Annotated in this window: 23 protein-coding genes; 12 read left to right on the top strand and 11 right to left on the bottom strand. The window is 69.8% G+C overall.

What is annotated here, in order from left to right:
• Window positions 1–356 precede the first annotated feature (356 nt).
• Window positions 357–1,490, top strand: coding sequence for a nitronate monooxygenase (locus ABI214_RS23445; RefSeq protein WP_348604826.1), 1,134 nt, complete (start codon window positions 357–359; stop codon window positions 1,488–1,490).
• A gap of 21 nt (window positions 1,491–1,511) precedes the next feature.
• On the opposite strand, the gene dinB is transcribed toward ABI214_RS23445, so the two are convergent.
• Window positions 1,512–2,783, bottom strand: a complete 1,272-nt coding sequence (gene dinB, locus ABI214_RS23440) for a DNA polymerase IV (RefSeq protein ID WP_348604825.1) — start codon at window positions 2,781–2,783, stop codon at window positions 1,512–1,514.
• Window positions 2,784–2,886: 103 nt separating this feature from the next.
• Between dinB and ABI214_RS23435 the strand changes: the two genes are divergently transcribed.
• Window positions 2,887–3,723, top strand: a complete 837-nt coding sequence (locus ABI214_RS23435) for a DUF1542 domain-containing protein (RefSeq protein ID WP_348604824.1) — start codon at window positions 2,887–2,889, stop codon at window positions 3,721–3,723.
• On the opposite strand, the gene ABI214_RS23430 is transcribed toward ABI214_RS23435, so the two are convergent.
• The 3 genes from ABI214_RS23430 to ABI214_RS23420 form a co-directional block, all read right to left on the bottom strand.
• Entirely contained in the window at window positions 3,720–4,517 is a 798-nt protein-coding gene (locus ABI214_RS23430) for an Fpg/Nei family DNA glycosylase (RefSeq protein ID WP_348604823.1), read from the bottom strand. The genes ABI214_RS23435 and ABI214_RS23430 overlap by 4 nt on opposite strands.
• 10 nt (window positions 4,518–4,527) lie before the next feature.
• A complete protein-coding gene (locus tag ABI214_RS23425; RefSeq protein ID WP_280762436.1) occupies window positions 4,528–5,010 on the bottom strand; it encodes a ribose-5-phosphate isomerase in 483 nt (160 codons plus the stop codon).
• 128 nt (window positions 5,011–5,138) lie between these two features.
• Window positions 5,139–5,768: a DsbA family protein gene (locus ABI214_RS23420; protein WP_348604822.1), complete on the bottom strand. Its 630-nt coding sequence runs from the start codon at window positions 5,766–5,768 to the stop codon at window positions 5,139–5,141.
• Between the two features lie 186 nt (window positions 5,769–5,954).
• Here ABI214_RS23420 and ABI214_RS23415 point away from each other — a divergent pair, with 186 nt between their 5' ends.
• Window positions 5,955–7,196, top strand: coding sequence for an NAD(P)/FAD-dependent oxidoreductase (locus ABI214_RS23415; protein ID WP_348604821.1), 1,242 nt, complete (start codon window positions 5,955–5,957; stop codon window positions 7,194–7,196).
• Between the two features lie 132 nt (window positions 7,197–7,328).
• Window positions 7,329–9,914, top strand: coding sequence for an aminopeptidase N (pepN, locus tag ABI214_RS23410; RefSeq protein WP_348604820.1), 2,586 nt, complete (start codon window positions 7,329–7,331; stop codon window positions 9,912–9,914).
• A 93-nt stretch (window positions 9,915–10,007) separates the two neighbouring features.
• Here the strand turns inward: pepN and ABI214_RS23405 are convergent, their stop codons facing one another.
• Genes ABI214_RS23405 through ABI214_RS23395 form a run of 3 tightly spaced genes read right to left on the bottom strand, consistent with a single transcriptional unit; the run spans window position 10,008 to window position 11,437 of the window.
• Window positions 10,008–10,484 (bottom strand): DUF5130 domain-containing protein, encoded by a 477-nt coding sequence (locus ABI214_RS23405; protein ID WP_348604819.1) that lies wholly within the window; start codon window positions 10,482–10,484, stop codon window positions 10,008–10,010.
• Window positions 10,471–10,722: an aa3-type cytochrome oxidase subunit CtaJ gene (gene ctaJ, locus ABI214_RS23400; RefSeq protein ID WP_348604818.1), complete on the bottom strand. Its 252-nt coding sequence runs from the start codon at window positions 10,720–10,722 to the stop codon at window positions 10,471–10,473. Before ctaJ ends, ABI214_RS23405 begins: the two co-directional genes overlap by 14 nt.
• A gap of 49 nt (window positions 10,723–10,771) precedes the next feature.
• Window positions 10,772–11,437 (bottom strand): HNH endonuclease, encoded by a 666-nt coding sequence (locus ABI214_RS23395; RefSeq protein WP_348604817.1) that lies wholly within the window; start codon window positions 11,435–11,437, stop codon window positions 10,772–10,774.
• Window positions 11,438–11,595: 158 nt separating this feature from the next.
• Here ABI214_RS23395 and ABI214_RS23390 point away from each other — a divergent pair, with 158 nt between their 5' ends.
• The 3 genes from ABI214_RS23390 (at window position 11,596) to ABI214_RS23380 (ending at window position 14,763) form a co-directional block, all read left to right on the top strand.
• The gene (locus tag ABI214_RS23390) at window positions 11,596–12,003 is read left to right on the top strand and encodes a globin (protein ID WP_348604816.1); all 408 of its coding nucleotides are present in this window, start codon (window positions 11,596–11,598) and stop codon (window positions 12,001–12,003) included.
• Between the two features lie 50 nt (window positions 12,004–12,053).
• Complete coding sequence (locus ABI214_RS23385; protein WP_408586354.1) at window positions 12,054–13,661, top strand: glycoside hydrolase family 13 protein; 1,608 nt, start codon at window positions 12,054–12,056, stop codon at window positions 13,659–13,661.
• A 328-nt stretch (window positions 13,662–13,989) separates the two neighbouring features.
• The gene (locus tag ABI214_RS23380) at window positions 13,990–14,763 is read left to right on the top strand and encodes a glucose 1-dehydrogenase (protein ID WP_348604814.1); all 774 of its coding nucleotides are present in this window, start codon (window positions 13,990–13,992) and stop codon (window positions 14,761–14,763) included.
• 22 nt (window positions 14,764–14,785) lie between these two features.
• Here the strand turns inward: ABI214_RS23380 and ABI214_RS23375 are convergent, their stop codons facing one another.
• Both ABI214_RS23375 and ABI214_RS23370 read right to left on the bottom strand, forming a co-directional pair.
• The gene (locus ABI214_RS23375; protein ID WP_348604813.1) at window positions 14,786–15,613 is read right to left on the bottom strand and encodes an alpha/beta fold hydrolase; all 828 of its coding nucleotides are present in this window, start codon (window positions 15,611–15,613) and stop codon (window positions 14,786–14,788) included.
• A 49-nt stretch (window positions 15,614–15,662) separates the two neighbouring features.
• Window positions 15,663–18,140, bottom strand: a complete 2,478-nt coding sequence (locus tag ABI214_RS23370; protein ID WP_348604812.1) for a beta-glucosidase family protein — start codon at window positions 18,138–18,140, stop codon at window positions 15,663–15,665.
• Window positions 18,141–18,270: 130 nt separating this feature from the next.
• Here ABI214_RS23370 and ABI214_RS23365 point away from each other — a divergent pair, with 130 nt between their 5' ends.
• The 5 genes from ABI214_RS23365 (at window position 18,271) to ABI214_RS23345 (ending at window position 21,982) form a co-directional block, all read left to right on the top strand.
• Entirely contained in the window at window positions 18,271–18,927 is a 657-nt protein-coding gene (locus tag ABI214_RS23365) for a TetR/AcrR family transcriptional regulator (RefSeq protein WP_348604811.1), read from the top strand.
• A 57-nt stretch (window positions 18,928–18,984) separates the two neighbouring features.
• Complete coding sequence (locus ABI214_RS23360; protein WP_348604810.1) at window positions 18,985–20,217, top strand: cytochrome P450; 1,233 nt, start codon at window positions 18,985–18,987, stop codon at window positions 20,215–20,217.
• A gap of 2 nt (window positions 20,218–20,219) precedes the next feature.
• The gene (locus ABI214_RS23355) at window positions 20,220–20,813 is read left to right on the top strand and encodes a TetR/AcrR family transcriptional regulator (protein WP_348604809.1); all 594 of its coding nucleotides are present in this window, start codon (window positions 20,220–20,222) and stop codon (window positions 20,811–20,813) included.
• An 81-nt stretch (window positions 20,814–20,894) separates the two neighbouring features.
• Window positions 20,895–21,437, top strand: a complete 543-nt coding sequence (locus ABI214_RS23350) for a hypothetical protein (protein ID WP_348604808.1) — start codon at window positions 20,895–20,897, stop codon at window positions 21,435–21,437.
• Complete coding sequence (locus ABI214_RS23345) at window positions 21,434–21,982, top strand: FAS1-like dehydratase domain-containing protein (RefSeq protein ID WP_348604807.1); 549 nt, start codon at window positions 21,434–21,436, stop codon at window positions 21,980–21,982. Before ABI214_RS23350 ends, ABI214_RS23345 begins: the two co-directional genes overlap by 4 nt.
• A gap of 7 nt (window positions 21,983–21,989) precedes the next feature.
• Here the strand turns inward: ABI214_RS23345 and ABI214_RS23340 are convergent, their stop codons facing one another.
• Window positions 21,990–22,676: a hypothetical protein gene (locus ABI214_RS23340; protein WP_348604806.1), complete on the bottom strand. Its 687-nt coding sequence runs from the start codon at window positions 22,674–22,676 to the stop codon at window positions 21,990–21,992.
• Window positions 22,669–23,127 (bottom strand): acyl-CoA thioesterase, encoded by a 459-nt coding sequence (locus tag ABI214_RS23335; RefSeq protein WP_348611967.1) that lies wholly within the window; start codon window positions 23,125–23,127, stop codon window positions 22,669–22,671. Before ABI214_RS23335 ends, ABI214_RS23340 begins: the two co-directional genes overlap by 8 nt.
• Between the last annotated feature and the right edge of the window lie 14 nt (window positions 23,128–23,141).

Raw genomic sequence — 23,141 nt, 5'->3', positions numbered from 1 at the left:
GAGGGAAACCCTCGCCCAACTGCCGCAGCGCAGGAGGCGAGGGTTTTTTCGTTTCCGGGACATCTCGCCGAGAAGATCACCTGCGGGGATTCCAGCGGCCGTTCATACCTCCTGTTGCCGCAACCCGCGCACCCCGAAGACCAGCACGAGTGCGATATCCCGCGCGTTTCCCGTTCGCGACACCCCCGATGTGGCATTCGTCACATCGCCCGCGGGCGCCGACGACGGGTTCCGGTCCGATTCCGCGAACGGTCGACCGTTTCGGGCGATGGCCGCCTCGATCGGAAACACTCCCACCCAGGTTGGAACCTGTTACAACTTTCGTACCGATTCCACCGCCCCCGAAGGAGTGCCGGATGCACACCCCCCTCTGCGACGATCTCGGGATCGAGTTCCCGATCTTCGCGTTCACCCATTGCCGAGACGTCGTGGTCGCCGTCAGCAAGGCCGGCGGATTCGGCGTTCTCGGCGCCGTCGGATTCACCCCCGAGGAGCTCGAGATCGAGCTCGAGTGGATCGACAAGCACATCGGCGACCACCCGTACGGCGTCGACATCGTGATCCCGAACAAGTACGAGGGCATGGATTCGAACCTGTCGGGCGACGACCTCAAGAAAATGCTGCAGTCGATGGTGCCGCAGGAGACGCTGAACTTCGCGCGCGGCATCCTCACCGACCACGGCGTCCCGGTACCCGAGGATCCCAACGAGAACGCGTTGCAGCTGCTCGGCTGGACCGAGGCCACCGCCACCCCGCAGGTCGAGGTGGCGCTGCAGCACCCCAAGGTCACGCTGATCGCCAATGCGCTCGGCACCCCGCCCCCGGACATGATCGAGCACATTCACGCGGCCGGCCGCAAGGTCGCCGCGCTCTGCGGCTCGCCCTACCAGGCCCGCAAGCACGCGGACGCCGGCATCGACATCATCATCGCGCAGGGCGGCGAGGGCGGCGGCCACTGCGGCGAGGTCGGCTCGATCGTGCTGTGGCCGCAGGTCGTCAAGGAGGTCGCGCCCATCCCGGTGCTGGCCGCCGGTGGCATCGGCAGCGGCCTGCAGATCGCCGCCGCGCTGGCCATGGGCGCGCAGGGCGCGTGGTCGGGCTCGCAGTGGCTGATGGTCGAGGAGGCCGAGAACACCGCCGTCCAGCAGGCCGCGTACGCCAACGCGAGCAGCCGCGACACGGTCCGCAGCCGCTCGTTCACCGGCAAGCCGTGCCGAATGCTGCGCAACGACTGGACCGAGGCGTGGGAGAAGGAAGGCAACCCGGAGCCGCTCGGCATGCCGCTGCAGTACATGGTGTCCGGCATGGCCGTGGCCGCCACCCACAAGTACCCCGACGAGACGGTCGACGTCGCGTTCAACCCGGTGGGCCAGGTCGTGGGGCAGTTCACCAAGGTGGAGAAGACCGCCGCGGTCATCGAGCGGTGGGTGCAGGAGTACCTGGAGGCCACCGGCACCCTCGAGCAGCTGAACGCCGCCGCCGGAGCCTGACAGACGCCTGACCCGCGCGATCTAGTCGGGCAGGATCGGGACGCTCTCGCCGCGATCGCGATCGCGACCGAGCAGCGCCGCGCGGGTGACCGCGACCGATCCGAACTTCGCCCGGACCGCGTCGAGTGCACCGTCGAGCCGGACACCGTCGGACTCCGTGACAGGAGTCCCGGTGTCCGGCTCGAACGGTAAGGCCAGTTGCTCGGCGCCCTCCCGGCCGAGGTTCGACAGCGCCACACCGACCAGGGTCAGTCCCCGCTCGGCGATCAGCGGCCGTGACTGTGCGAGCAGCGACCGGACCGCGGCGAGGACGGTCTCGGTGCGCGCCGACGCCTCGGCGAGCGTCACCGAACGGGTGGCTCGCCCGAAGTCCGCGAACCGCAACCGCAGCACCACCGTGCGACACACCCAGCCGGCCGCACGCAGGCGTCGCGCCACCCGGTCCACGAGCGCACCGGCCGTCGTCTCGATCTCCTCGAAGCTTCGCGGCCGATTTCCGAGCGCGTGCTGGGCCCCGATGGACCGGCGCCGTCGTCCCGTCTGCACCCGTCTCGGGTCGCGGGCCCACGCGAGCGCGTGCAGGTGCCGCGCCCCCGCGGGACCGACCACCATGGACAGCTCGCGTTCGGAGAGCGTCGCCAGCTGACCGACCGTCCGCACGCCGTAGTCGTGCAGCTTCCGGGAGGTGACCGCGCCGACGCCCCACAGGCGCTCCACGGGCAGCGGGTGCAGGAAGTCGAGCTCACGATCCGGCGGCACCAGCAGCAACCCGTCGGGCTTCCCCACCGCGCTCGCGACCTTGGCCAGGAACTTCGTCCGGGCGACGCCGACGGTGATCGGCAGCCCGACCTCCGCGCGCACGTCGTGCCGGAGCCGTGCCGCGATCCGCATCGGGCTGCCCGAGATCCGACGCAGCCCGCCGACGTCGAGAAAGGCCTCGTCGATGGAGATGCCCTCGACGAGCGGCGTCGTCCGGCGGAAGACCTCGAAGACCGCGCGGCTGGCCTCGGCGTAGGCCGACATCCGCGGTCGCACGACGACCGCCTGCGGGCACAGCCGCATCGCCTGCGCGCCGCTGCTGGCGGTCCGGACCCCGAACGCCTTGGCCTCGTAGCTCGCCGCGAGGACCACTCCCCCGCCCACGATCACCGGCCGCCCCCGCAGGCTCGGATCGTCGCGCTGCTCGACCGACGCGTAGAAGGCGTCCAGGTCGGCATGCAGGATCGTCGCGTCGGCTCGCCCCGACAGCGGAGGCTCCGAACCCGGACCGTCACTCGACTCGGACACGAACATATGTTCGCATCGACCCCCGACAAGCGGATCGTGTCCGAGTCGCGGGTCACCCGACCCCGGTATCCTGAACGATGTCCGTTTTGTCGCCCCCGGAAGGCACCCCGTGGAACTCCTCCTCATCGTCGCTGTACTCGGCGCCGTCGTCTTTCTGGTCATGAAGAGCCAGAACAAGAACAAGGGCCACTCGGCGAACCAGCTCGAAGACGCCAAGGCGGATGCGCGCCAGGCGATCGAGCGACTGGGCGGCCAGGTCTACAACCTCGTCGGCTCCGACGACGCCTCCAAGCAGGCGCTCGCCGACGCGTCCGAGCGGTACACCGCCGCCGGCTCGCAGATCGAGCAGGCCACCACGCCGGTCCAGGCCCGCCTCGCGAAGCAGACCGCGCTCGAGGGCCTGTACTACATCCGTGCCGCGCGCACGGCGATGGGCATGGATCCCGGCCCCGAGGTTCCGAGCATCGACGGCCAGAAGACGGCCGGTTCGGTCACCGAGGACCGCGAGATCGAGTTCGAGGGTCGTCAGGTGTCCGCGTCGCCGAACCCGTCGGCGCGCACGCCGAACTACTACCCCGGCGGCCGCGTCGCCGGACGTCCGGTCCCGGCCGGCTGGTACTCGGAGCCGTGGTGGAAGCCCGCCCTCGTCGCGGGTGCGTGGGGCGTCGGTTCGATGTTCCTGTTCTCGGCGATGTTCTCCGGCATGTCGGGCGTCCCCTACGACGCGCAGGCCTTCGAGAGCGGGTACGGCGACGGCTACCAGGACGGCCTCGAGGCCGGTCAGGACCAGGGTGGCGACATGGGTGACATGGGCGGCGACGCCGGTGGCGACATGGGCGGCGATACCGACTACGGCGCCATGGGAGACGGTGGCGGCGACTGGGGCGGCGGCGACTTCGGTGGTGGCGACTTCGGTGGCGGCGACTTCGGCGGCTTCGACTTCTAGTCGGCCTGACAACCGGGGCACCAGAACAGGTTGCGCCCCTTCATGACTGTGTGAGCGATCGGCGTGCCGCAGATGCGGCACGCCGATCCTGCTCTGCGGTAGGTGTAGGTACGCGGCCGGTCCTTCGCGTACGACGGCTCACCGTGGTCGTCCTCGGGACGCACGACGTGCATCTTGCCGCGACGCACCCCGATGCTCATCAGCTCGACGAGGTCCGCCCACATCGCGTCGAACTCGGCGCGGCTGACCCGCTTGCCCGGGCGTTCGGGGTGGATGCCGTGCCGGAACAGGATCTCCGCACGGTAGACGTTGCCGACCCCGGCGAGGACAGCCTGATCCATCAGTAGCGCGCCGATCGGCGTTTGCGACTTGGAGATCCGTGCCCACGCACGGTCCGGGTCGGCATCGTTTCGGAGCGGGTCCGGCCCCAGCCGGGCCTCGATCGCCGCGACCTGCGGTGGGTGCAGCACCTCGCACGCGGTGGGCCCGCGCAGGTCGGTGCCGTGGTCGGCGCCGATCATGCGCATGCGGACCTGGCCGACGGGCGCGTCGAGGGGCACCGCCGACTCGGTGAACTTCCCGTACAGGCCCAGGTGGACGTGCACCACCAGACCGTTCTCGTAGTGGTGCCACAGGTGCTTGCCCCAGGCGTCGGAACGGACGAGGACGCGGCCGTCGATCAGGGCCGCGTCCTCGGTGAAACGTCCTTGCGGGCTCGACACCCGCACCGGGGATCCCGCGAACCGTCTCTGATGCAGACGCGCGAGACGGTGCAGGGTGTGTCCCTCGGGCAAGGTGGTCTTCCTATGCCTCGGGTGCCTCGGGCAGCGCCGGCGCGACACCCGTCTTCTCGTACTCGGCGAGGATGTCGATGCGACGCTGGTGGCGCTCCTCCTCCGACCATGCAGTCGACAGGAAGGCGTCGACGATCGCGAGCGTCTCCTCGAGCGTGTGCATACGGCCGCCGATGCCGATCAGCTGCGCGTTGTTGTGCTGGCGCGCGAGCTGTGCGGTCTCGACGCTCCACGCCAGCGCGCAGCGGGCGCCGGGGACCTTGTTCGCGGCGATCTGCTCGCCGTTGCCGCTGCCGCCGAGCACCAGGCCCAGGCTGCCCGGGTCGGCGACGACGCGGCGGGCCGCCTCGATGCAGAAGGCGGGGTAGTCGTCGAGGGCGTCGTATTCGTGCGCACCGCAGTCGATGGCCTCGTGGCCGTTGGCGGTGAGGTGTTCGATGATCTGGTTCTTGCGTTCGAAGCCGGCGTGGTCGGCACCCAGGTATACGCGCATGACCTCAATTCTGACAGGCGGCGCCGACCCGGCGACGGTGGGGACTCGAGCGGACCGGCCGCGGACACGCGACTACCACGTGCCCGCGCCACCCGCCTGCCCCTGGTCCGATGTCCGAGCGGGCGACGTCAGTCGAACGCGGGGTCCTCGGTGCGGGTGCGCTTGAGCTCGAAGAAGTGCGGGTAGGACGCGAGTGCCACCGCGCCGTCCCACACTCGGCCTGCGTCCTCGCCGCGCGGGATGCGCGACAGGACCGGACCGAAGAACGCGGTGCCGTTGACGTGGATCGTCGGGGTGCCGACGTCGTCGCCCACCTTGTCCATGCCGGCGTGGTGGCTGCGGCGCAGCTCGGCGTCGAACTCGTCGGTGTCCGCGGCCGCGGCCAGGTCCGCGGGCAGCTCCAGCTCGGCCAGCGACTTGACGATCACGTCGGTCAGGTCCTGGTTGCCCTCGTTGTGGATGCGGGTGCCCATCGCGGTGTAGAGCGGGAGCAGGATGTCGTCGCCCCGCTGCTGCGCGGCCGCGATCAGCACGCGCACCGGCCCCCACGCCTGGGCCATCCGCTCGCGGTACTCCTCGGGCAGCTCGCGTCCCTCGTTGAGGACGGCGAGGCTCATGACGTGGAAGTTCGCGTCGATGTCGCGGACCTTGGTGACCTCCAGGATCCAGCGCGACGTGATCCAGCACCACGGGCACAGCGGATCGAACCAGAAGTCGACAGTGTCCTTGCGGTCTCCGCTGCCGGTGTTTGCACTCACGCCTGACTCCCTCTTCCTGCGGCGCGACCTCCGTCACACCTGTCCGTTCAAGACAACCACGACCCCGCGGGAATCCTTCCCGCGCGCCCGTGACCCCGGATAGTGTCGGTGGAGGACAGCCACCAGCGAGAGTCGACACGACGGTCGACAGCAACGGTCGTCGGCGACTCGGGGACGGAGCCTCCCGTGACACTCCACGCGCCATCGAATCGCACGTTCGTGATCGTCGGCGGCGGCCTGGCCGGCGCGAAGATCGCAGAATCGTTGAGGGACAGGGACTTCGACGGGTCGATCGTGCTCCTCTGCGAGGAGGACCACCTTCCGTACGAGCGGCCGCCACTGTCGAAGGAACATGTCGCCGGCAAGAAGGAATTGCCCGATTTCACGGTGCAGCACGGTGACTGGTACCGCGACCACCACGTGGACGTGCGGCTGGGAACGACGGCGACGGCGATCGACCGCGACCGCAAGCACGTGGTCCTGCCCGACGGTTCCACCGTCGCCTACGACAAGCTGGCCCTCGCCACGGGTTCGCGGTCGCGCCGTCCCCCGATTTCCGGCGCGGACGCCGCGGGCGTGCACTACCTACGCACGATCGACGAGTCGGACGCTCTCATCGCGGCGCTGGAGCCCGGATCCCGGTTGGTAATCGTGGGTGGGGGGTGGATCGGCCTGGAGATCGGGGCGGGCGCGCGGAACCGGGATGTGTCGGTCACGATCGTCGAGGCTTCCGAACTGCCGCTGCTCGCCGCGCTCGGCAAGGAGATGGGTGCGGTGTTCGCCGATCTCCACCGCGAACACGGCGTCGATTTCCGGTTCGGCGCGAAGGTCGAGGAGATCACCGTGACCGACGGCCGCGCCGACGGCGTCCGCCTCGGCGACGGCACGGCGCTGCCCGCGGATACGGTCCTGGTCGCGGTCGGCGCGCAACCGAACATCGAGATCGCCGAGTCCGCGGGACTTTCCGTCAACGGCGGGGTGCTCGTGAACGGGAACCTGACCACCAGCGATCCCGACATCGTCGCCGTCGGGGACATCGCCGCGCAGCAGCACCCGCTGTTGGCGACGCGGGTCCGTGTCGAACACTGGGCGAACGCGCTGAACCAACCGGCGATCGCGGCGGCGACCATGCTGGGGCATCCCGAGGAGTACACGAATCTGCCGTACTTCTTCACCGACCAGTACGACCTCGGCATGGAGTACGTGGGCTGGGCGCCGAAGTACTCGAAGGTGGTCACCCGCGGCGACGTCGCGGGGCGCGAGTTCCTCGCGTTCTGGCTCGACGAGGAGAACCACGTCCTGGCCGGGATGAACGTCAACATCTGGGACGTCACCGACGACATCAAGGCGCTCGTCGCGTTCTCCGGCCCGGTCGATCCCACCCGGCTGGCCGACCCCGCCGTCCCGCTCGCCGAGCTCCATCCGTGACCCCGCGTTTCGCGCACTTGTCGGTGCCGCGGACGCCCGAGCCGCAGCGACAAGTGCGCAAATCGCGGGCGGGCCGGGATGCGTGGTGGGATAACAGAGAGTTGTTTGTCCATCCTTGACGAGGAGATCTCCGTGGCCCCACCGAATCTGACCCGTGAACAGGCCGCCGATCGGTCGGCGCTGGTGTCGGTCGACAACTACCGCATCGACCTCGACCTCACCGACGGCGCCGGCCGGCCGGGCGAGAAGACGTTCCGCTCACGCACCACCGTCACGTTCGGGGCCACCGCCGGATCCTCGACGTTCATCGACATCATCGCCGCCACAGTCCATTCCGCGACACTCAACGGCGCACCCGTGGACGTGTCGTCGTACGACGAGTCCACCGGGATCACGCTCGACGGCTTGGCCGAGGCCAACGAACTGGTCGTCGACGCCGACTGCCTGTACACGAACACCGGCGAGGGCCTGCACCGGTTCGTCGACCCGACCGACGACGCGGTGTACCTGTACTCGCAGTTCGAGACCGCCGACGCCAAGCGCATGTTCGCGTGCTTCGATCAGCCCGACCTCAAGGCCACCTTCGACGTCGCGGTCACCGCGCCGGAGGACTGGAAGGTGGTCTCCAACGCCGAGACCGTGCAGACGCTCGCGGCGACGCCGGGCCGGCATGTCTTCCGCACCACGCCGCGCATGAGCACCTATCTGGTCGCGCTGATCGCCGGCCCGTACGCGCAATGGTCGGACAGCTACTCGGACGAGCACGGCACCATCCCCCTCGGCATCTACTGCCGCTCCTCGCTCGCCGAGTACATGGACGCCGAGCGACTGTTCACCGAGACCAAGCAGGGCTTCGGCTTCTACCACCACAACTTCGGGATCCCCTACGCCTTCGGCAAGTACGACCAGCTGTTCGTGCCGGAGTTCAACGCGGGCGCGATGGAGAACGCGGGCGCGGTGACGTTCCTCGAGGACTACGTCTTCCGCTCCAAGGTGACCCGGTACTCGTACGAGCGGCGCGCCGAGACCGTGCTGCACGAGATGGCGCACATGTGGTTCGGCGACCTCGTCACGATGCAGTGGTGGGACGACCTGTGGCTCAACGAGTCCTTCGCGACGTTCGCGTCGGTGCTGTGCCAGACCGAGGCCACCGAGTACCCCAACGCGTGGACCACGTTCGCGAACGTGGAGAAGTCGTGGGCGTACCGGCAGGACCAGTTGCCGTCGACGCACCCGATCGCCGCGGACATCCCGGACCTGGCCGCGGTCGAGGTCAATTTCGACGGCATCACCTACGCCAAGGGCGCGAGCGTGCTCAAGCAGCTCGTCGCGTACGTGGGCCTCGAGCCGTTCATGTCCGGCCTGCGCGACTACTTCGCCGAGCACGCGTTCGCGAACGCGACGTTCGACGACCTGCTGCGCGCGCTGGAGAAGGCGTCCGGCCGCGACCTGTCCGGCTGGGGTGCGCAGTGGCTCAAGACGACGGGCCTGAACATCCTGCGCCCGGACTTCCAGATCGAGCCCGACGGCACGTTCTCGCGTTTCGCGGTGCTGCAGGAGGGGGCCGAGCCGGGCGCCGGCGAGACCCGCGTGCACCGGCTCGCGGTCGGCGTCTACGACGACGACCCGGCCACCGGCAAGCTCGTCCGGACCCATCGCGTCGAGCTCGACGTCGAGGGTCCGAGCACCGACGTCCCCGACCTGGTGGGCGTTCCGCGCGGCAAGCTGGTGCTCGTCAACGACGACGACCTCACGTACTGCTCGCTGCGCTTGGACCGCGACTCGCTCGACACCCTCGTGGGCCGGATCGGGGACATCGCCGAGCCGCTCCCCCGGACGCTTGCGTGGTCGGCGGCGTGGGAGATGACGCGGCAGGCCGAGATGCGCGCCCGCGACTTCGTCAGCCTCGTCCAGCGCGGGATCGGCGGGGAGACGGAGGTCGGTGTCGTGCAGCGGCTGCTGCTGCAGGCGCAGACCGCGCTGTCGGCGTACGCCGAGCCCGGTTGGGCCGACGCGTTCGGCTGGCCGGCGTTCGCGGACCGGCTGCTCGAGCTGGCGCGCGAGGCCGCGGCGGGCTCGGACCACCAGCTGGCGTTCGTCAACGCGCTGACCGGGTCGCAGCTGTCGGCGTGGCACACCGAGGTGCTGCAGGAACTGCTGGACACGACCGATCCCACGACGATCGGCCTTCCCGGACTCGTCGTCGACACGGACCTGCGCTGGCGGCTCGTGCACGCGCTCGCGGCCGCTGGCGAGGTGGACGCGGACGGACTGCAGACCCCCTTCATCGACGCCGAGGCCCAGCGCGACCCCACCGCCGCCGGGGCCCGGCAGGCGGCGTCGGCGGCAGCCGCGCGCCCGCAGGCCGTGGTCAAGGAGACCGCCTGGACGACAGTGTTCGACGACGACACCGTCCCGAACATCACCGCCCGCGCGATCATCGGTGGCATCGTCGCGCCGGGACAGTCGCAGCTGCTCGAGCCGTACGTCGCGCGCTACTTCGCGGAGATCCCCGCGGTGTGGGAGCGGCGGTCGAGCGAGGTCGCGCAGACCGTCGTCGTCGGGCTGTACCCGTCGTGGTCGATCAGTGACGAATCGGTGGCCGCAGCCGACGCGTTCCTCGCCGGTGAGCATCCGCCGGCGCTGCGGCGCCTGGTGGTCGAGGGCAAGGCTGGGATCGTGCGCTCGCTCGAGGCCCGCGCGTTCGACGCCACCTGACCCAGCAGAGCTGAATGTCGGGCTCCGCCCGAAATGCCGGTGACCCGATGCCATGCGGCATCGGGTCACCGGTGGAGCGCTTGAGTACAGGTATTACTTGGGGGCGATCGCCGAGCTCATCACGCGCAGGGCCGAGACGAGACCGTCGATGAGGTTGCCCTCGCCGAACGACGCGACGGCAGCCGTGACACCGAGCTGCGCGACGCGGTCCGTCACGCGGTTTCCGATCCGACGACCACCGCGGACCTCGATGGCCCGCTGGTTCGGCGACACCGCGATGAGGACCGAACGCTCGGCCTCGGGGGTGCTCGGGAAGACGGCGTCGGCGCCGGCGGCCGGGTTCTCGCCCAGATCGCCGATGAAGACGTTGAACCGCACCTGGGTCAGGCGGGTCGCGTCCGTGAGCGCATCGTCGAGGCGCACGAGCTCGTCGGTCGTGAACGGCGGCTGGTTGAGGAGCTCGCCGACGCGGTGCACGCCGGAGAGGCGACCGCTGGTGGTCACAACCGTGCCGACCGGCAGATCAGCGGGCGCGACCGCCGAGGACTGGAGAACGTCACCACTTGCCACTTGCCGAACCTCCGATCAGATCTGCACCAGCCGCGGCATGCGCCGAGTGGTGGCTGTGGGTGGTCACCTCGTCGGTGGCGCTCCACAGAACCGGGCCGAACGTCCACCGCTCGCCGAGGCGGTACTCCGCCGGGAGCGGGTTCGGCGACCGACGGACCGTGATGGTCAGGAGGCCGAGGACCGCGATCACCAGGACTGGAATCCCTACGAATATCAGCACTGTCTCGAGAATGCTCACGACGCAAACCGTAGCCCAGTCCTGCCGAAATGGAAGCGCCGGGGCCGAATCAGGCCGCGCCCTCCCCGAGATACGGAATCCACGTCGGGTGCACCTCGGTGGTGCTCGCCAGCAGCCGCCAGTGCGGACCCGACGGCGGCACCAACGCCGTGCGGAGCGTCCACCCCAACTCGGCGAGCAACTTGTCCGCTTTTCGGTGGTTGCACGGCGCGCAGCAGGCGACGCAGTTCTCCCACGAGTGTCCGCCGCCGCGGCTTCTCGGGATGACGTGATCGATGGTCTCGGCCTTGTCGCCGCAATAGCCACACCGGAACCGGTCGCGGTGCATCAGTGCGGCCCGGGTCATCGGCACGCGGGTCCGGTACGGCACCCGCACGTAGTTGCGGAGCCGGATCACGGACGGGACCTGGAGGGCGTAGCCCTCGGAGTGAATGACAGGCCCGAGCGGGTCCTCGTGGACGGCGTCGGCCTTGTCGCACACCATCAGCACGACCGCGCGGCGGGCGGGCAGGGCGGTGAGGGGTTCGAAGGTGGCATTGAGGAGCAGCACCCGGCGCTTCTTCCAGGTGGGCAGCGCGGCGCTCTGTGACGAGGCGAGTCCGGACAGGTCCGACTCGGGGATGACGTGCAGCGGAAAGGCCCCCGACGTGCGGTTATCCCGCACGTCAGTGGGCACGAGTTGTCGGTGCGAACGCACGTTCTTTCGGTGTGTCATGCCACCTCCGCGAAGACTGTCCCAAGTTGACCACGGATGATCGGGTCGCGCACACCCATTTCAGCGAAAAAATCGGCGCACATCGGGTGAACATCGGGCGGCACGCGGGCCCGGTGGATGACGCACAGTTGTCGGACACGGGCACAATGGAGCACGACATGACTGAGACGAACCACACGACGCAGCAGACCTTCTACGAGGCAGTGGGCGGAGCCGAGACGTTCCGCAAGCTCACCGCGCGGTTCTACGAGGAAGTGGCCAAGGACGAGGTGGTCCGGCCGCTGTACCCCGAAGAGGACCTCGGCCCCGCCGAGCGGCGCATGCGCATGTTCCTCGAGCAGTACTGGGGCGGGCCCCGTACCTACTCCGAGGAGCGCGGGCATCCGCGCCTGCGGATGCGGCACAACCCGTTCAAGATCGGGCCGATCGAGCGGGACGCGTGGCTGCGGTGCATGCACACGGCGATCGCGTCGATCGACGACACGACCCTGGACGAACCGCACCGCCGCGCCCTCGTCGACTACATGGAGATGGCCGCGGCCTCGATGGTCAACTCGCCGGTGTAGGCGACACAGTCTCATACGCCACTCCCCGCCTTCTCGATGCGGCACTATGAGTGACTGTGACCAGCCGTGAGGAGCAGTCCGCCACCCCGCCGGCCGACGCGCGTTCGTGGTGGTCTAACGCCGTCTTCTACCAGATCTATCCGCGGTCGTTCTCGGACTCCAACGGTGACGGTGTGGGCGACCTCGGTGGGGTGATCGACCGTCTGGGCTACCTCGAACTGCTCGGGGTCGACGCGCTGTGGCTCAGTCCGGTCATGCGGTCACCGATGGCCGATCACGGCTACGACGTGTCCGATCCGCGCGACATCGACCCACTGTTCGGTGACCTCGCCACGATGGACGCGTTGATCGCCGCGGCGCACGCGCGCGGGATCCGCGTGACGATGGACCTCGTCCCGAATCACACCAGCAACGAGCACCCGTGGTTCCGTGAGGCCCTCGCCGCCGCCCCCGGCAGCGCCGCGCGCGACCGTTACCTCTTCCGCGACGGCCGCGGACCGGACGGTTCGCAGCCGCCCAACAACTGGCCGAGCGTCTTCGGTGGGCCCGCCTGGACCCGGGTCACCGAGCCCGACGGCACCCCCGGCCAGTGGTACCTGCACATCTTCGCGGCCGAGCAGCCGGATCTGAACTGGGACAACCCCGAGGTGTTCGCCGACCTCGAGAAGACGCTGCGGTTCTGGCTTCACCGAGGCGTCGACGGATTCCGGATCGATGTCGCCCACGGGATGGCCAAACCGGACGGGCTGCCCGACCACGACTGGGACACCAACGCCCTGCTCCGCAACGACGACGACGATCCGCGGTTCAACAATCCCGGCGTCCACGAGATCCACCGCGGCATCCGCAAGATCATGAACGAGTACCCACACGCGATGTCGGTCGGCGAGATCTGGGTGCGTGACAACGAGCGGTTCGGCGAGTACATCCGCCCCGACGAGCTGCACCTGGGCTTCAATTTCCGCCTCGCCGAGACGACGTTCGACGCCGACGCGGTGCGGGCGGCCATCGAGAACTCCCTCGACGCCGTCGCACGTGTCGGCGGCACGCCGACGTGGACGCTGTCGAATCACGACGTCGAGCGGGAGGTGACCCGGTACGGCGGCGGCGACCGCGGCCTCGCCCGCGCCCGGGCGATGGCGCTCGTCGAACTCGCGCTGCCGGGGGCGTCGTTCATCTACAACGGCGCCGAGTTGGGGCTGCCGAACGTGGACCTGCCGGACGCGGTCCTGCAGGACCCTGTGTGGGAACGGTCGGGACACACCGAACGCGGCCGGGACGGCTGCCGCGTACCGCTGCCGTGGGAGGGGGCGCACCCGCCGTTCGGCTTCTCGACCGCTCCCGACACATGGCTGCCGATCCCGCCGGAGTGGGCGGCCCTGACCGTCGAGACGCAGCTCGAGGAGGTCCGTTCGACGCTGTCGCTGTACCGCTCGGCCCTCGAGCTACGCGCGATGCTGCCGCAGTGCTCGGGCGACGACATCGCTTGGTACGGAAGCCCTCCCGGGTGTTTCGCGTTTCGCCGCGCGGGTGGGCTGATCTGCGTGTTGAACTCGACCGACGGCCCGATCGAGCTGCCGGCCGGCACGGTCGTCATCACCAGCCGTCCGCTCGCCGACGGTCTGCTGCCGGCCGACTCTGCCGCCTGGATGATCTGACCGGTCGACCTCCCGCAGAGCGGGAGAGGAGATTTCGCTGCTCCCCATGCCCTTTCTAGGGTCGTGGACGTGACCTGCCCCGGGGCACACGCCCCGAGCCGTCGCCTCCCCACGCACCCCGAGGAGATCCGCGATGTCGACCGATCCGCAGGCCGGATCCACCGAAACACTGTCCCGTTTCAACGGATTCGCCCGAAACGGCCGAGATCAGGACTTCCGCCGCGGCGAGGGCTCCGGAGTCCTGGGCACCAAGAGGTGTTCGGCTACATCGGCGCCCGGCACGCCGCCCGCAGCAACTGAGATCGCGAATCGCTGGAAGGTGAATCACATGAATGAATCGGCAATGCTGTCCGACAAGGTCGTGCTCGTCACGGGAGGCGCCCGTGGTCTCGGCGCCGCGTTCGCGCGCCGGATCGTCGACGGCGGCGGGAAGGTGGTGATCGCCGACGTCCTCGACGACGACGGCCGCGGCACCGCCGCCGACCTGGGAGATGCCGCGCGCTACATCCGCCTCGACGTCACCGACGCCGACGCGTGGCGGGCGGCCGTCGAGTTCGCCCTCGCCGAGTTCGGAACCCTGACGGGGCTGGTGAACAACGCCGGCGTCTCGACGGGCCAGTACATCGAGCACGAACCGCTCGAGCATTTTCGGCAGGTGCTCGACATCAACCTGGTGGGCGTGTTCAACGGCATCCAGGCCGTCATCGCCCCGATGCGGGCCGCAGCTGGCGGCTCGATCGTGAACATCTCGTCGGCGGCGGGCCTGATGGGCCTGGCTCTCACGGCCGGCTACGGCGCGTCGAAGTGGGGTGTGCGCGGGCTGACCAAGATCGCCGCCGTCGAGCTCGGCACCGACCGGATCCGGGTGAACTCGGTCCATCCCGGGATGACCTACACCCCGATGACGGCGAGCGTCGGCATCCAGCAGGGCGAGGGGAACTACCCCAACACCCCGATGGGCCGGGTCGGCGAGGCCGACGAGATCGCCGGCGCGGTGACGTACCTGCTCTCGGATGCCGCGTCGTACGTCACCGGGGCCGAGATCGCCGTCGACGGCGGCTGGACCGCCGGACCCACCGTCAAATACGTTATGGGACAGTAGGACTCGGCCCGAGCACCGGACTTCAGGCGGTCCCGTTCCAGAAGTCGACGAGCACCTTCGTCAGCTCCTCGGGCTTCTCCTCGTTCGGTGTGTGGGCGGCCCCCGCGATGATCTCGAACTTCACGCCGAGCCGCGCCGCGGCGTCGGCCTGGGCGTCGACCGGAACCATGTCGTTCTCGCCCGCGACGACCAGGATCGGCACGCTGGTCGCGGCCAGCTGCTCGACGCGGTCCGGCTCCTCGCTCATGGTGAGGGCGATGCCGGCGATGTTCGCGGTCTTGGTGGCCAAGATGCGACCCCGCAGGAATTCCTTGACCGGCGCCGGGAAGATCTCCTCGAAGGCGCCGAACATGGCCTTCCACAGCGCCTCGTTGCCACCCGCCCACAGCAACTCCGGGATCTGCCCGATGTCCACGGCCATGCCCAGGTTCTGGCCACTCGGCGGCGAGTCGAGGATCACGTAGTCCAGGAAGCGCGCCGGGTCGTTCAGCACGGCGGCCCGGGTGACGAGACCGCCGAAGCTGTGGCCGAGGAGGTGGACCTTCTCGTCGGGCGCCACCGCATCGAGCACCTCGGCGAGGTCCAGCGCGAACTTGGCAATCGTGTACTCGGCGACCGCGTCCGGGCCTTCCGGTCCGTCCGAGTCGTACTGGCCGAGTTGCGAATACGAGATCAGTCGATAGCCGGCCGCGGTGACGAACGGCGCCATCGGGAGGAAGTCCTCCCGGGAGCCGGTGAAGCCGGGGACCATGACGACGGTGCCCTTGCCCGGGGCGCCGGCGTCGGGCGTCGCCTCGAAGTAGGACAGCTCGCCGCGCGAGATCCTGATGCGGGACAGATTGACGGTCATGACGGGGTCCTCCTTGTGGTTCACGGGCTGGTCGGTCGAGCAGTAGCGGTCAGATGTCCCAGGCGCATGCGGCCGAGTCCTTCAGTTCGATCGGCGTCGTCAGCCGACGGTCGGTGGCCGAGCGCGCTGCGACCAGCGTCCGCGAACCGCCCACCACTCGCCACGCCGACGCCGACTCGTCCCAGCGCGCCAGCGTCTTGCGGTCTACGGTGATCCGCGCGATCGCCGTCTCGCCCGCGTCGGCGGTCACCGAGGCGAAGCCGACGAAGCGCCGCGGATCGTTCCCGTCGGCGCCCTCGCCACCGACGTAGAGCTGGACGACCTCGCGTCCGGTGCGTCCGCCGGTGTTGCGGACGGCCACCTCGACCGTCACTGCACCCGAATCGGTCTCGGCGGCAGTGATGCCCTCGTATGCCCAGGTGGTGTAGCCGAGACCGTGCCCGAACGGATAGGCCGGGCGAATCGCGGCCTTCTCGTACGCGCGGTACCCGAACGTCGAGCCCTCGGCGTAGTCGATCACGCCGTCGACGGGCTGCGTCGACAGGACCGGCGCGTCGGCGCCGACGGCGGGGAAGGTCGTGGGCAGCCGGCCACCGGGCTCGACGACGCCGGCGAGGGCGTCGGCGATCGCATGGCCGCCTTCCTGACCGGGCAGCCAGGCCCACAGCACCGCCGCGACCTCGTCGCGCCACGGCATCTCCACCGGCGCACCGGCATTGACGATCACGACCGTCCGCGGGTTCACCGCGGCGACCGCCGACACCAGTTCGTCCTGCCGGCCCGGCAGCAGCAGGTCGGTGCGGTCGAAGCCCTCGCTCTCCACCTCGTCCGTGGTGCCGACGAAGACCAGCGCCACGTCGGCGTTCCGCGCCGCCTCGACGGCGGCCGCGAACGCATCGTCCGGAGCCGCGCGGGGCGCATCGTGGTTCAGGCCGAACATCACCATCGGGAAGCTCGGGACGGTTGCCCGCATCTCGACGCCGACCGTCCCGGCCACGAGCTCCGCCGAGACGCGGTGCTCCGGCGGCTTGACCAGGTTCTCGATCAGGTCGTTGTCGGCACTCGTGAGCGTGATCTCGTGGGTGTCGGCCGCGCCGATCCGCAGGGAGTACTGCCCGGCTCCCGACACCGAGAACTGGTGCGCGCCGGCCTCGGCGACGGTCAGGTCGGTCCGCACGCGGACCTCGGCGGTGCCCTCCGGGAGGGTGCCCATGAACACCAGACGGGACGTGAGCCGCCGCTCGGTGCCGAGAACGGTGCCGTCCGCCGACACGAAGTCGACGCGGAAGCCCGGCTCGCCGGTCTCCGGGTCGACGGCGACGCCCGCCGGTATGGCGGGAAGGATGCGCTGCGTCGAAACGCCTTCCTGGTAGTCGATCTCGACCGAGTCGTCGAACGCCTCGCGCAGACCGGCCAGCGGACTGACGACGTGAGTGGGGTTGACGTGCGCGGAGCCTCCACCCTGAGCGGTCAGCAGCGCGGCGTTCGGGCCGAGGACGGCGACGCGCTCGAGCGACGCCGGATCCAGCGGCAGGATGCCACCCTCGTTGCGCAACACGATCATGGCGCGCGCCGCGATGTCCCGCAGCTGCAAGCCGGCGTCGGCCGGGGTCCTCGACGGGGCAGGCCCCTCGAAGCCGTCCAGGTAGCCGGTGCGGGCGGCGAGCCGGAGCACGCGCAGCACCTTGTCGTCGACGATGCTCTCGGGGACCTCGCCGGCACGGACCGCCGCGACGAGCGCCTCGCTCCACGGGCTGTGCGGCCCGGGCATCGCGACGTCGAGGCCCGCGTTCGCGGAGCCGGCCGTCGAGCGGGTGGCGAACCAGTCGGACACGACCGCGCCGTCGAATCCCAACTCCCCCTTGAGGACTTCGGTGAGCAGTCTCCGGTTGTCGGTCAGGCTCGCGCCGTTGACCGAGTTGTACGAGGCCATGACGGACCAGGCGCCGGCACGGACCCCGGCCTCGAAGGGCACCAGGTAGACCTCGCGCAGGGCCGTCTCGGAGATCCGGGCGTCGTACGTCATGCGCTCGGTCTCGGACTCGTTCCCGATATAGTGCTTGACCGTCACCGCCACGCCGTTGGCCTGGACACCGGTGACGAAGCCCGCCACGGTCGCTGCCGTCAGCAGCGGGTCCTCCGAGTAGCACTCGAAATGCCGGCCGCCGAGCGGCGAGCGGTGGATGTTGACGTTCGGGGCGAGGAGCCACGCGACGCCCTTGTCTCGGGCCTGGGCGCCCATGAGGGCTCCCGCACGCTCGACCTGCTCCGGGTCCCAGGTGGCGGACAGTGCCGAGGGGTTCGGGAAGAGAAGGCTGGTGTCGCGCTCGTCCCAGGTCGTTCCGCGTACACCGTTGGGGCCGTCCGAGAGGAGCAGCTTCCGCAGACCGATCTTCTCGATCGGATCGAGGGACCAGAAGTCCGCGCCGGTCAGCAGACCGACCTTCTCCTCCAGCGTCAGTTCCGTGAGGAGCTTTCCCAGCTTCTCCTCGTCCACCGCAGTCGCATCGTTTCGGGGGCTGTTCACAACCGACACTCCTTCGCACCGTCTCGCGGTCCGGGCCTCTTCGACCGCCGGGGTCGAGGCTAATCGCAAATACCGAGTGCCTAGTAAGTTTGTTATCGCGTCGTTATATTAGGCCTCCTAGAGTGAGACCGTGACCACCCGCCAAGAGGGCAGCGATGCAGCCGTCCGACGCCGACGAGGCGGCAGCTACGCCGTCGGCCGAGCCCGACGTGCCCGGATACTCCACATCGCGATGGAGGAGTTCGCCGAGAACGGCTACCGCGGCGCCTCGCTCGCCCGGATCGCCGAGCGCGCCGAAATCTCGCAGCCCGGCCTGCTGCATCACTTCCACACCAAGGAAGAACTCCTGACCGCCACGCTCGACCTGCGCGATGAGATGGACGGCGAACGCTTCACCGATGTCGACGGCGCGCCGCTGACCGGCATCGCCGCCCTCGAGGCCCTCGTCGACCTGGTCGAGCGAAATCAGCGCATCCCGGGACTCGTCCAGCTCTTCACCGTGCTCAGCGCCGAGTCCGTCACCGCCGACCACCCGGCACACGCCTGGGCCCGCACCCGCTACCGACGCATCCGCCGGTTCATCGCCGACGGCATCCGTGCCGGGATCGCGTCCGGCGAGTTCCGGCCCGACGTCGCTCCCGAGGCGCACGCGTTCCGACTGGTCGCCCTCATGGACGGCCTTCAGCAGCAGTGGCTGCTGGACGCCGAGGCGGTCGACATGACGGCGGTGTTCGGGGCCTACCTCCGCGAGACGCTGGAGACGATCCGGGCCCGTAGGGAGTCGTAGAGACCCGAACCCGCCCCGGGCATTGACAAATGTTGTGATCTGTCTCACCTTTGAGGCATGACGACGACGATGTCCGGCAATGCGGCCTACGTCCCCCGTTCCGGCGCATCGTGGCGGGACCCGTGGCCGATGTACGCGGCGCTGCGCGACCACGACCCCGTCCATCACGTCGTGCCCGAGTCGGCCCCCGCGGACGACTACTGGGTGCTCACCCGGCACGCCGACGTGTACGCGGCGGCGCGCGACGCGGACACCTTCTCGTCCGCCGAGGGCCTCACGATGACCTACGGCGAACTCGACAAGATCGGCCTGCGCGACAATCCGCCGCTCGTGATGCTCGACCCGCCAGTGCACACGCAGTTCCGCCGACTGGTCGCGCGCGGATTCACTCCCCGCCAGGTGGAGGCCGTCGAGCCGGAGGTCCGCCGCTTCGTCGTCGAGCGCCTCGAGCGGCTGCGCGACGCCGGCACCGGCGACATCGTCACCGAATTGTTCAAGCCGCTGCCGAGCATGGTGGTGGCGCACTACCTGGGCGTCCCAGCGGAGGACCGCGGCCAGTTCGACGGCTGGACGGAGGCGATCGTCGCCGCCAACGCGAGCGGTGATCCGCTCGAGGCCCAGACCGCCGTGGTCGAACTGATGACCTACTTCGGCGGCCTGATCGAGCGACGGAAGGCCGAGGCCGAGGCCGGCAACGCGGGCGACGACACGATCTCGCACCTGGTCGCCGCGGGGATCGGCGCGGACGGCGACGTCTCGGGCCTGCTGTCGATTCTCGGGTTCGCGTTCACGATGGTCACCGGCGGCAACGACACCACCACCGGGATGCTCGGCGGCGCAGTGCAACTGCTGACCCAGCGCCGCGACCAGCGGCAGCTCCTGCAGGGCGATCCGTCGTTGATCCCCGGCGCGGTCGAGGAACTGCTGCGGCTCACCTCCCCCGTCCAGGGTCTGGCCCGCACGACCACCCGCGACGTCACCATCGAGGACGTGACGATTCCGGCCGGCCGCAAGGTGCTGCTGGTGTACGGCTCCGCGAACCGCGATCCGCGCGTGTTCGGAGCCGACGCCGAGGAACTCGACGTGCTGCGCAACCCGCGGCAGATCATGACGTTCAGCAACGGCAACCACCACTGCCTCGGCGCGGCCGCCGCCCGCATGCAGGCCCGAGTGGCACTCGAGGAGCTGCTGGCCCGCTGCCCCGACTTCGACGTCGACATCGACGGGGTCGAGTACGCCGCCGGCAACTACGTCCGCCGCCCCATCCACGTCCCCTTCCGCGCCGGATGAGCATGACCCCCAACGGATCCGGTTCGTGGCTGAGCGACGAGCGCACCGAGGTGGCGGCCGAGAGGATCCTCGACGCCGCCGCCGCACTGTTCGTCGAGCGCGGCGTCACGGCGACGGGTATGGCCGAGGTCGCGAAGGCAGCCGGCTGTTCACGCGCGACGCTGTACCGCTACTTCGAGAACCGCCGGGCCCTGCACCGCGCGTTCGTGCACCGCGAGGCGCGAAAGCTCGGTGAGCGGATCGCCACCACAGTGGCACCGATCAGCGAGCCCCGCGCGCGGGTCGCCGAGGCCGTCCTCATGGCGATCCGCGAGGTTCGAGCGACACCGACGCTGGCCGCGTGGTTCGGCCTCGGTGACGCGGGCCTGGCCGCCGAGCTCGCGAGCACGTCGGAGGTGATCGAGGTGCTCGGCGCCGCGTTCCTCGCCGACGTCTGGACTGCCGACGACGTCGAGATCACCCGCCGCGCACGGTGGTTGGTGCGCGCGATCGTCTCACTGCTCGTCGTCCCGGGCACCGACGCCGACGACGAGCGCGCGATGGTCGAACAGTTCCTGGTGCCGGCCGTACTGCCACACGTGCCACACGCGCTGTAACGGTTCGGGGTCCGTCTGCGGATACAGGAGTGCGGCGCACGTCGCGGATCTCGCGGTACCGGATCGAAATGGGGACAGATCATGGTCGAGCAGTCGGTGCGACGGATGTGTACTACGGCGATCACTGCCGTCGGCCTCGCTACCGCGGTCGCGGTCGGGGGCGGCGCCGTCGCGAATGCCGAACCCGCGCCGCCGATATCGACGACGATGACGTGCTCGAGCGCGAATCCCCTCTTCTGGGCACCGTCGTTCACGTGGACCGTCACCGCCGCGTCGGGGGAATCGCTGCGCCCCGGAGGGACCGCGCTCGAACCGTCGATCCTGCTGAGCGGCGGGAACGAACTACCCGCACCGCCCAGCGGACTCCTCCCCAGCATCGGCCCCAACTGGTACGGCACGCGTGTGTCGGTGGACTGGCACAACACGACGACGGGGGCCTCCGGTCACAGCGTCAGCGACGAGGCGGCCTGGCAGCAGAAGCCCGGGATCCCGATCAACCGCACCTGGACCGGGACCGGGACGGTCTCGTTCACCGTGACCGTCCAGACCGGCGCGGGATGGTGGTTCGTCAACCCCCAGAACGCCGTCTGCCAGGGAACGATCTCCGTGGTGCCCGGGCGATGACCGCGAACCGGACCGTCGACATGCGCATCGTTCCGGACGTGCTGCCCGCGTCCACCCCACCCCGGTGGCCGCACCCGGGTCTCGTGCTCAGGTCCGACGACACCTACATCGTCGGCCGGGAGAAGATTCGCGAGTTCGCCCGGGTGATCCTCGCCATCGATCCCGCGCACCACGACGTCGACGCGGCACAGAAGGCCGGATACGCGGACATCGTCGCCCCGCCCACCTTCACCGCGGTGGTGACGGCGACCCTGATCCGGGACATGCTGACCACCCCGGGGGCGGGGATCGACATGGGCACCCACACACCGATCCACGTGAACGAGAAGATCACCGTCGCGGCACCGATCCTGGCCGGCGACGTCCTCACCGCGTCGATGACGATCACCAGTGTCACCGAGCGCGGCGACGCGGTGTTCCTCGACACCGAGACCCGCCTCCGCACCGCGGCGGGCGAGTCACGGTCCACGGTGGTGTCGTCGATTCTGGTCGCCCCCAACGCAGAATCGGCGCGTCCCGAACCGGAGTCGGTCGGCGCGCGCTGATCCGTGTCTACGCGGTGAACAGCGGAATCGCACCGGCGCGGCGGGTGTAGACCGAACCGAACCGCGCGTCGAGGCGCAGCCACGACGGCGTGGCCCGCACCCGCACGATCTCCCGCTCGTCGATGGCGTCGAGGTCCGTGTCCGCGGTGGCCGGCCGACCGTCGGCGAGCGGCACGAATCCCATTCCGGTGAGGGCGAACACCGTGCGCATGGAAACCTCGACCTCGGTCCCGCCGCCCTCGACCGCGAGCACCTTCTGCTCGAGCAGCGACGTCGGCGGCCCCTGCGCGCTGCCGTGCTCGCGCGCCAGGGCGGCGCCGCGCTGGGCCAGGCCGAGCAGGACCCGGGCGGGAACGTCGTCGATGTGGACGAACCCGGACTCGGGCGGCAGCGCGCCGCGCCACGCGGAGTCCATCGCGAAACCCGGGTCGATCTCGCGGCCGGTCGCGCTGTCGGACAACGCGCGCAGCAGCGCGTCGGCGGCCGCCGTCGTGTCCTGCGGACGCACGTCGCCGACGACCACCCGGGTCGCGAGGGCATCGAATCCCGTTGTCGCCCATGCTGACACCCGACCGTCGTCGCGCCGCCGGAGTCGCACCACCGCCGATTCGTCCAGCCGGACCGCGCGCCCGACGAACATCGCCAGGTTCGCCCGGTCCGCGGCGTCGGGAACCGTCAGAACCCGCTCATGCACGCTTCCACAGCTCCAGGTAGCCCCGCTCGGGCGCGGTCAGCCGGCGCAGCCGCTGGGTGCCGATGTCGAACGCCGCGATCTGCGTCGACGCGACGATGGACGGCGGGGTCGTGGGGGCCGCTCCCCCGGGCCGCACCTCGTACGCGATGGTGAAGTCCACTGCGCGGATCTGCTCCACCCACATCAGGACGTCGAGCGGGCTGTCTTCGTGACGCAGCTGTCCGCGGTAGCGCACGTGCAGGTCGGCGATCACCGCACCGTCGCGCAGCGTCACCGTCGGCGCGCCGTCGTCGAAGAGCCACGGGATCCGCGCCTCCTCGAGGAGCGTCACCATCCGCGCGTGGTTGATGTGCTGGAACGCGTCCATGTCGGACCAGCGGACCACCACCTTCGTGTGGAATCCCACCGGCTGCCCGTCCTGCCGCCCGTCGACGGCAGCCCCGTTCCGCACGGCTTCCTGCGACC

This window comes from Prescottella soli (assembly GCF_040024445.1).
GTDB lineage: Bacteria > Actinomycetota > Actinomycetes > Mycobacteriales > Mycobacteriaceae > Prescottella > Prescottella soli.
This window is presented reverse-complemented; position numbering and strand designations above follow the sequence as displayed.

Bases quoted from the DNA above. Each gene is read 5' to 3' on its own strand.
- ABI214_RS23445 (WP_348604826.1), top strand. From the start codon at position 357: ATGCACACCCCCCTCTGCGACGATCTCGGGATCGAGTTCCCGATCTTC.
- dinB (WP_348604825.1), bottom strand. From the start codon at position 2,783: ATGTTCGTGTCCGAGTCGAGTGACGGTCCGGGTTCGGAGCCTCCGCTG.
- ABI214_RS23425 (WP_280762436.1), bottom strand. From the start codon at position 5,010: ATGCGCGTATACCTGGGTGCCGACCACGCCGGCTTCGAACGCAAGAAC.
- ABI214_RS23395 (WP_348604817.1), bottom strand. From the start codon at position 11,437: ATGACACACCGAAAGAACGTGCGTTCGCACCGACAACTCGTGCCCACT.
- ABI214_RS23390 (WP_348604816.1), top strand. From the start codon at position 11,596: ATGACTGAGACGAACCACACGACGCAGCAGACCTTCTACGAGGCAGTG.
- ABI214_RS23380 (WP_348604814.1), top strand. From the start codon at position 13,990: ATGAATGAATCGGCAATGCTGTCCGACAAGGTCGTGCTCGTCACGGGA.
- ABI214_RS23375 (WP_348604813.1), bottom strand. From the start codon at position 15,613: ATGACCGTCAATCTGTCCCGCATCAGGATCTCGCGCGGCGAGCTGTCC.
- ABI214_RS23360 (WP_348604810.1), top strand. From the start codon at position 18,985: ATGACGACGACGATGTCCGGCAATGCGGCCTACGTCCCCCGTTCCGGC.
- ABI214_RS23355 (WP_348604809.1), top strand. From the start codon at position 20,220: ATGACCCCCAACGGATCCGGTTCGTGGCTGAGCGACGAGCGCACCGAG.
- ABI214_RS23350 (WP_348604808.1), top strand. From the start codon at position 20,895: ATGGTCGAGCAGTCGGTGCGACGGATGTGTACTACGGCGATCACTGCC.
- ABI214_RS23345 (WP_348604807.1), top strand. From the start codon at position 21,434: ATGACCGCGAACCGGACCGTCGACATGCGCATCGTTCCGGACGTGCTG.